This is a genomic window from Polaromonas sp. P1_G2 (assembly GCF_056405515.1).
Genome location: NZ_JBFUBY010000214.1, coordinates 1 through 7,111, shown reverse-complemented (window position 1 = coordinate 7,111; position 7,111 = coordinate 1). Strand labels below are relative to the sequence as shown.

The window sequence follows — 7,111 nt, the reverse complement described above, 5'->3', positions numbered from 1 at the left end:
CCGCTGGAGCGCGTCCGCCGACTAGGCGCTCGCGTAGGCCCGTTGCGCCAGGGCCTGGGCCAGCAATGCGGCAGGGTCCACCAGGTCCAGCGTTTCCATGCCGGGCACGGCGCTGAGCGCCAGCGGTATTTCGGTGCAGCCCAGTATCAGCGTGGAAAGCCCGTGCCGCGTGGCCAGCGCCCCGGCAACGCCGGTGAAACATTCACGCGCCAGGGCCATATTGCCCACCTTCACGCCGTCGTAGATGCCGCGCATCAGCTGTTCGCGCTCGTCCGCCGAAGGGATGTGGCATTGCAGCCCCGCCTGGCGCAGCGCCTGGTCGTAGAGGCCTGCGCGATAAGTGCCCTCAGTGGCCAGCAGGCCGACTTCCCGCACACCGCGCGCGGCCAAAGTCTGCGCGACCTCGCGGGCCACGTGCAGCACTTCAAGCTGCGGAAAACGCTCTTGCAACTGACCGTGCCAGGCATGGGCCGTGTTGCAGGCCACCGCCACCGTGGTGGCGCCCAGCGCCGCGAGTTTTCCCACGGCCTGCAGCATCGGGTCCAGCGGCTGGTGGCCGCCCGGCCCGGGCGACTCCAGCGCCGTGCTGCGGTCGGGCACCGGGACCTGGGCCAGCCAGTGCTCGGGAAAGCCCTGATCCGACACCGGGATGTCCAAGGCGCGCATGTGGTCCGCGCAGGCCTGGACAAACAGGCGCGCGAAGTCCGCGCCCGCGGCCGGGCCCATGCCACCCAGGATGCCGACCACGCGGGTCTTATGCATGCCCCGCCTTTCAATGCTGCTCATGGCTTGAACTCCAAAACACAAATACCCCACCTGTTCACGCACGCACCCATCCGCAGGAGCGCATGGCTCCGGTCCGGGATTGTTTGGGGGAAAGAGAGGCTGCCGGCCCGGCAGGGCACGGCAGCTGTAAAAGCAAAGTGGCGGGAAGCGGCGCGTGGCGCCCCCACCACTAGGCTTACATCGCCGGCTTGTCGCTCAGCGCTTTCAGGTTGGCCTTGAGCTCATCGCTCATGGGCAGGTTCAGGTTCACGCCTTTGGGCGGGATTGGCGAGGTGAACCACTTGGCGTACATCTTGGCGAAATCGCCGGACTTCATCAGGCGGGTGATGGTGCCGTCGACCAGCTTCTTGAACTCGGGGTCGTCCTTGCGCAACATGCAGGCATAGGGCTCGACCTGCAGCGAGTCGCCGACGACTTCGAGCGACGCCGGGTTCTTGGAGTTGGCCATCAGGCCGAACAGCAGGATGTCGTCCATGGCAAAAGCCACGGCGCGGTCGCTTTCAACAAGCAGCAGCGAGTCGTCATGGTCCTTGCCCAGGATCAGCTGCATGTCCAGTTTTTTGTCGGCGCTGTACTTGCGGATCACCTGTGCGTTGGTGGTGCCGGTGGTGCTGGCGACCGTCTTTTTGGCCAGATCGGCGTAGTTCTTGATGCCGGACGATTTTTTGACCAGCAGGCGTGTGCCGGTGTAGAAATGGTTGATGGCAAAAGCCACGTCCTTGCCGCGCGCGGTGTTGTTGGTGGTCGAGCCGCACTCAAGGTCGTAGGTGCCGTTGACCAGCAGCGGGATGCGGTTCTGCGACGTCACCGGCATGTAGGCGACTTCCAGGTTGGGCTTCTTGAGCTTCTTGCGGACGTCGTCAATGATGGCTTCGGTCAGTTCCGCGGAAAAGCCCACGGAGGTCTTGGAGCCGATCAGGTAGCTGAAAGGCACCGATGCCTCGCGGTAGGACACCGTGATCTTGTTGCTGTCGGCGACCTTTTTCAGCGTCGGGGCGGTCTGCGCGCCTGCGGTGGCGGCCAGGCCGGCTGTCAGCAGCACGGCGGTCATGAGGTGGGTCAATTTCATGCTTGTCCTTTCGGGGGCGGTAAGTGGGTCGTTTCGGGAAACTGGCATCGCTAGTGTAGGAACAGCCGCGCCAGGCGTGTCATTCATTTTCGCGTCAAACCCATGACAAAAACTCATGGTTTACCCAATCGCACCGCCGTGGGGCCAAAGGCATAACCGCAGGTCATGGCCGGTGGCGAATTCAGCATTGTTCAAAGCCGCGCGCGCTGCGTACAGTGGCGCCCATCCAAGGAACAAAAAAGGTTTTTATGCATGTGTGCGTGCTCGGTGCGGGAATCGTGGGACTCGCGACCGCCTACAGCTTGCGCCGCGCCGGCCATGAGGTCACGGTGGTGGACCGCGCCAGCCCCGGTAGCGGCGCCAGCGGCGGTAACGGCGCCCAGCTGAGCTACTCCTACGTCCAGCCGCTGGCCGACCCGGGCATCTGGCGGCAGTTGCCCAAGCTGCTGCTGTCGCCCTCCTCGCCGTTCAAGCTACGCCCGCGCCTGGACATGCGCCAGTGGCTCTGGGGGCTGCAGTTCCTGGCAGCCTGCAACAGCAAGACCTCGCGCGACACCACGGGCCAGCTGCTGTCGCTGGCGGCGCTGAGCCGCCAGTCCTTCGACGCCATGATGGCCGAGGAAAAACTCGATTGCGATTTCTCCGCCACCGGCAAGCTGGTGCTGTATTCCGGCGAGGACGCCTTCGCGGCCGCTCGCCGCCAGATGCTGCTGCAGCGCGAACTGGGCAGCACGCAGGAAGCCGTCAACGCCGACCGCTGCGTGGAGATCGAACCCGCGCTGAAAAGCCGCCACGCGCAGATCGCCGGCGCCATTTACACGCCGGGCGAATGCGCGGCCGACTGCCAGAAGACCTGCGACGCCCTGTTCCTGGTGCTGCGCCGGATGGGCGTTCGTTTTTTGCTGGACACACCGGTCGAGCAACTGGTGCAGCGCGGCAAGTCCATCGCGGCCGTGGCCACGCCGCAGGGCCACATCGAAGCCGAGCGCTTTGTCATGGCGCTGGGCGCCGACTCGGCGCTGATGGCCCGCGACCTGGGCCTGCGCCTGCCGGTCTACCCGCTCAAAGGCTACAGCATCACCGTGGACGTTGCGCCCGAAGAACATGCCGCGCCCTCGGTCAGCGTGACCGACAGCGCGCGCAAGGTGGTGTTCGCCCGCATAGGTTCGCGCCTGCGCGTGGCCGGCATGGCCGAACTCTCGGGCTACGACACGGCCATAGACCCGGCGCAGATCGCTTCGCTGCAAGCCTCGACCCGGACGGTGTTCCCGGCCTGCAGCCGTTTCGACGAGCTGAATCCCTGGGCCGGCATGCGCCCGGCCACGCCCACCGGCCTGCCGGTGATAGGCCGGCATGCCAAGGGGCCGGACAACCTGCTGTTCAACACCGGACACGGCGCGCTGGGTTTCACCCTGGCCTTTGGTTCCGCGCAGCGCATCAGCCGCATGATCGGGCACTGATCGGCGCCCAACGCGCGCTCAGGCGCGCTGCGTCAAGGCTTGCTGGAAGCAACGCACAAACGCCCTGACGGCCACCGAGCCCGGTTTGCCGGCCGGCAGCAAGGCCTTGATGGGAACCGGAATCAAGGGCTCCAGCTCGAGCACATCCACGCGCGACGGATCGGCCGAGGCCGCGGTGCAGGTGTCGATCACGGCGATGCCCAAGCCGTGGTGGGCCAGCGCCAGTGCCGAATGGTAGGTCTGCACCGTGATGGGGAACTGCAGGCCCACGCCGGCCTCGCGGCAGGCCTGGTTGAGGCTGCGGCCCACCGGGTCCAGCGCGTCCAGCCCGACCACCGGCGACTTGCCCAGGTCGGCCAGCGTGACGCTGCCGCGCTTGACCAGGCGCGAAGCCAGCATGCCTTTGGGCGCCACGCACACCATCCGGCCGTCGGCCAGGTGCTCCTGCGCGAGCGCCGAATGCGCGACCGGGCTGAAGAGAAAGCCGACGTCGGCCTCCTGCAAAGCGAGTGCCGAGACGATTTGCGGCGAATGCAAAGCCTGCAGCGTGATGGCCACGTCGGCATGCTTGACGCGAAACAGCTTGATGGCGTGCGGCAGGATTTCATAGCTCAGCGCCAGCACCGTCAGGATGCGCAGCTCTTTGGCGCTGTCGCCGGTCTTGAGGTTGGCGGCCAGGCGCTGCACTTCGTCGAGCTGGGCGAACAGGCGCTCGATGTGCGGGTATAGCGTCAACGCTTCGGACGTCGGCGTCAGCCGGCCCTTGCTGCGCTGGAACAGCGCGAAGCCCAGTTGCAATTCCGCGTGCTGCAGGATGCGGCTCACGGCCGGCTGCGTGACGTTGATCAGGCGCGCGGCCCCGCTCACGCTGCCGGTCAGCATGACGGCGTTGAAGACTTCGATGTGACGCAGGCGCATGGTGGATTCCGTAGTCTGTTTCGGCGGGGAACACCGCGGATTATGGCGAACGCGACTTTTGCGACCGGCTCCGGCCCGTAAAAGCACTCATGCGGCGCAGCGTGGGCATTATTCACGCTTTGTTTCAAAATCACGGGCCCACGTTTTTCCCAAGTCGGGAATGGGCATCCGCTCAGTACACTGCAGCCTATCCTCCCGGACCTCAAATCCCCGTACCTCAGTTGCATGCGCCTCCGAATCTACCTGGTTGAAGACAGCCCCGTCATCCGCGACAGCCTCTCGGAATCGCTGGAGGAATTGGCGCGGGCGCGCATCGTCGGCTGGGCCAGCAGCGAAACCGAAGCCGTTCAGTGGCTCAAGGGCAACAAGGCATCCTGGGACCTCGCCATCGTGGACCTGTTCCTGCTCGAGGGCAGCGGCCTGGGCGTGGTGATGAATTGCCGCGAGAGGGACCTGCGGCAAAAGGTGATTGTGCTTACCAACTACGCCACGCCCGCCGTGCGCGAACGCTGCCTGGCCATAGGCGCCGATGCGGTGTTCGACAAGTCCAACGAGATTGAGGAGTTCACCCGCTATGCACTCGAGGAAGTCGAGCGGGTCGCGGGGTCCACGCGGTGGTGAGGCCGGCGCGCCGGCGGATCACACCTCGGCCGCCGCGGCCAGCAGCCAGTCCCTGAAGATGCGCATGCCGGCCGTGGCCCGCCGCGATTTGAGCCGGGTCAGCCAGTAGCCACCGGTTTCTATCTCCACCGCGAAAGGCCGCACCAGGCGCCCGCCGCGCAGCTCGCGCGCGAACATGTTCACCGGCAGCAGCGCCACGCCGGCGCCCTGCGCCGCCGCCTCGGCCATGGTGAGAGACGAATCAAACACCACACCCCGGACCAGCGGGCAGGCGGCACCGGCCGCGGCAAACCAGCGCGCCCATTCATCGGCCCGGTAGGAGCGCAGCAGCAGTTCCCGGGCCAGGTCGGCAGGCTGGCGCAAGCCCTGGGCTATCGCGGGCGAACACACGGCGGATAAAGGTGAGGCCAGCAGGGGCTCGGCCTCTGTGCCGTGCCAGGCACCGTCGCCGAAGCGGATCGCGTAGTCCAGGCCCTCGCCGGCCAGGTCGACCCGGTTGTTGTTGGTAAAGAGGCGGAAGTCGATGAAGGGGTGGGCCCGCTGGAAGTCGCGCAGGCGCGGGATCAGCCAGCCTACGGCAAAGGTGCCGACGGCACCCACCGTCAGCACTTCACGGAATTGCCCGTCCTTGAACTGCTCCAGCACCGAGCCCATGCGGCCGAAGGATTCCGCCAGCACCGGCAGCAGCGCCAGGCCCTCGTCGGTCAGCGCCAAGCCGCGCGGCAGGCGGCGAAACAGCGGCACGCCCATGCGCTCCTCGAGGTTCTTCACATGCTGGCTGATGGCTGTCTGCGTCACGTTGAGCTCATCGGCGGCGCGGGTAAAGCTCAGGTGCCGGGCCGACACCTCGAAGGCGCGCAAGGCATTAAGAGGAAGGTGCATAGCCGGTTTAGCCCCAGATTTACTTATGGATGGCCTCGATTATTGCCGATTGTCCTCTCACCAGGCTCTTGTTATCGTCACGGCCTTGTTTATCAATTTCAGAGGAAAATTCATGCAAAGACGGCAATTTTCAGGGGCATTGGGCGGATTCATGGTCGTGACGGGCCTATCCGCTTACACCCAGAAATCATTGGGTGCCGATACCAGTCCCGCCAATACCAGCCCAGCCGCCATGACCCGGCGCCTGGTCGCCATTGAGCGGGCCAGCGGCGGCCGGCTGGGCGTCTCCATCCTTGATACCGGCAGCGGCGCGAAGTACGGCTACCGCGCCAGTGAGCGCTTTCCCCTGTGCAGCACCTTCAAGCTGCTGGCCGCCGCCCTGGTGCTGCACCGCGTTGATACGGGCCAGGAGCAGTTGGCACGCAGAATCCCCATCTCGGCCGGCGACATCCTGCCCCACTCACCCACTACACAACTGCACATAGGCCCGCAAGGCCTGCCCATGGCGGCGCTGTGCGAGGCATCCATCATCGTCAGCGACAACGCCGCCGCCAACCTGATGCTGGCCAGCTTCGGCGGCCCGGCCGGGCTCACGGCCTATTTGCGCAGCCTGGGCGACGGCGTAACGCGGCTGGACCGCATAGAGCCCGAACTCAACGAAGCGATACCCGGCGACCCGCGCGACACCACCACCCCCGAGGCCATGCTGGAGACCGTGCGCAAGCTCACGCTGGGCCCGGCACTGTCGGACGCGTCGCGCCAGCTGATCATCCAATGGCTGCAAGGCAACACCACCGGCGACCGCCGCCTGCGCGCCCTGCTGCCGCCCGGCTGGCGTGTTGGCGACAAAACCGGGTCCGGTGCCCGCGGCTCCACCAACGACGTGGGCCTGCTATGGCCGCCAGGGGGACGCGCACCTTTGCTGGTGGCGGCCTACCTTACGGAGACGAAACAAGCGGCGGCGCAGCGCGATGCCACGCTGGCAAGGGTGGGCCAGCTGGCGGCTTCGCTGGTAGCGGCGAGTTAAGGCGGGCCGCCGAAAATTCAGACGCAGCCGGCCTACAGCAATTGCATGGCCACATAGGCGACCACACACACCGAGAAGACCAGCGCGATGATCGCCAGCAGCCCGGCAAGCTGCGCCATGCCCCAGCCTCTCGTATCGGACGGCAATTTGCGGGCTTGTTGCGGGCGGACCTTGGACATGCTTTGATTTTCCCCAGCCGCACAAGGGTGGGCGTGGGAAAAATCCATGTCCCGGCTTCAGCCTGGCGCTGACAGAACCGTAAGATTTTGTGCACCACGCCAGTGGGCGGGCTTTACGCGCCTGGTGCCCGTTCAACGGAAGGGTCAGGCGCCGCGGGCACGGTAAATC

8 protein-coding genes are annotated in these 7,111 nt (G+C 65.9%); 3 read left to right on the top strand and 5 right to left on the bottom strand.

Going from position 1 to position 7,111, the window contains the following annotated elements:
* Window positions 1-21 precede the first annotated feature (21 nt).
* On the bottom strand, window positions 22-762 hold the full coding sequence (locus tag AC1D0P_RS18805; RefSeq protein WP_477678146.1) for an aspartate/glutamate racemase family protein: 741 nt from the start codon (window positions 760-762) through the stop codon (window positions 22-24).
* Window positions 763-961: 199 nt separating this feature from the next.
* The gene (locus AC1D0P_RS18800) at window positions 962-1,855 is read right to left on the bottom strand and encodes a transporter substrate-binding domain-containing protein (protein ID WP_477678145.1); all 894 of its coding nucleotides are present in this window, start codon (window positions 1,853-1,855) and stop codon (window positions 962-964) included.
* 248 nt (window positions 1,856-2,103) lie between these two features.
* Here AC1D0P_RS18800 and AC1D0P_RS18795 point away from each other — a divergent pair, with 248 nt between their 5' ends.
* Window positions 2,104-3,315 (top strand): D-amino acid dehydrogenase, encoded by a 1,212-nt coding sequence (locus tag AC1D0P_RS18795; RefSeq protein ID WP_477678144.1) that lies wholly within the window; start codon window positions 2,104-2,106, stop codon window positions 3,313-3,315.
* Window positions 3,316-3,333: 18 nt separating this feature from the next.
* Here the strand turns inward: AC1D0P_RS18795 and AC1D0P_RS18790 are convergent, their stop codons facing one another.
* Window positions 3,334-4,233: a LysR family transcriptional regulator gene (locus AC1D0P_RS18790; RefSeq protein WP_436153990.1), complete on the bottom strand. Its 900-nt coding sequence runs from the start codon at window positions 4,231-4,233 to the stop codon at window positions 3,334-3,336.
* Window positions 4,234-4,458: 225 nt separating this feature from the next.
* Here AC1D0P_RS18790 and AC1D0P_RS18785 point away from each other — a divergent pair, with 225 nt between their 5' ends.
* Complete coding sequence (locus tag AC1D0P_RS18785; RefSeq protein WP_477678143.1) at window positions 4,459-4,854, top strand: response regulator; 396 nt, start codon at window positions 4,459-4,461, stop codon at window positions 4,852-4,854.
* Between the two features lie 18 nt (window positions 4,855-4,872).
* Here the strand turns inward: AC1D0P_RS18785 and AC1D0P_RS18780 are convergent, their stop codons facing one another.
* Window positions 4,873-5,736: a LysR substrate-binding domain-containing protein gene (locus tag AC1D0P_RS18780; RefSeq protein WP_477678142.1), complete on the bottom strand. Its 864-nt coding sequence runs from the start codon at window positions 5,734-5,736 to the stop codon at window positions 4,873-4,875.
* Window positions 5,737-5,848: 112 nt separating this feature from the next.
* On the opposite strand from AC1D0P_RS18780, the gene bla reads away from it, so the two are divergent.
* Complete coding sequence (gene bla / locus AC1D0P_RS18775; protein ID WP_477678141.1) at window positions 5,849-6,763, top strand: class A beta-lactamase; 915 nt, start codon at window positions 5,849-5,851, stop codon at window positions 6,761-6,763.
* 32 nt (window positions 6,764-6,795) lie between these two features.
* Here bla and AC1D0P_RS18770 read toward each other — a convergent pair whose 3' ends face one another.
* The gene (locus tag AC1D0P_RS18770) at window positions 6,796-6,942 is read right to left on the bottom strand and encodes a hypothetical protein (RefSeq protein ID WP_477678140.1); all 147 of its coding nucleotides are present in this window, start codon (window positions 6,940-6,942) and stop codon (window positions 6,796-6,798) included.
* Window positions 6,943-7,111: the final 169 nt, after the last annotated feature.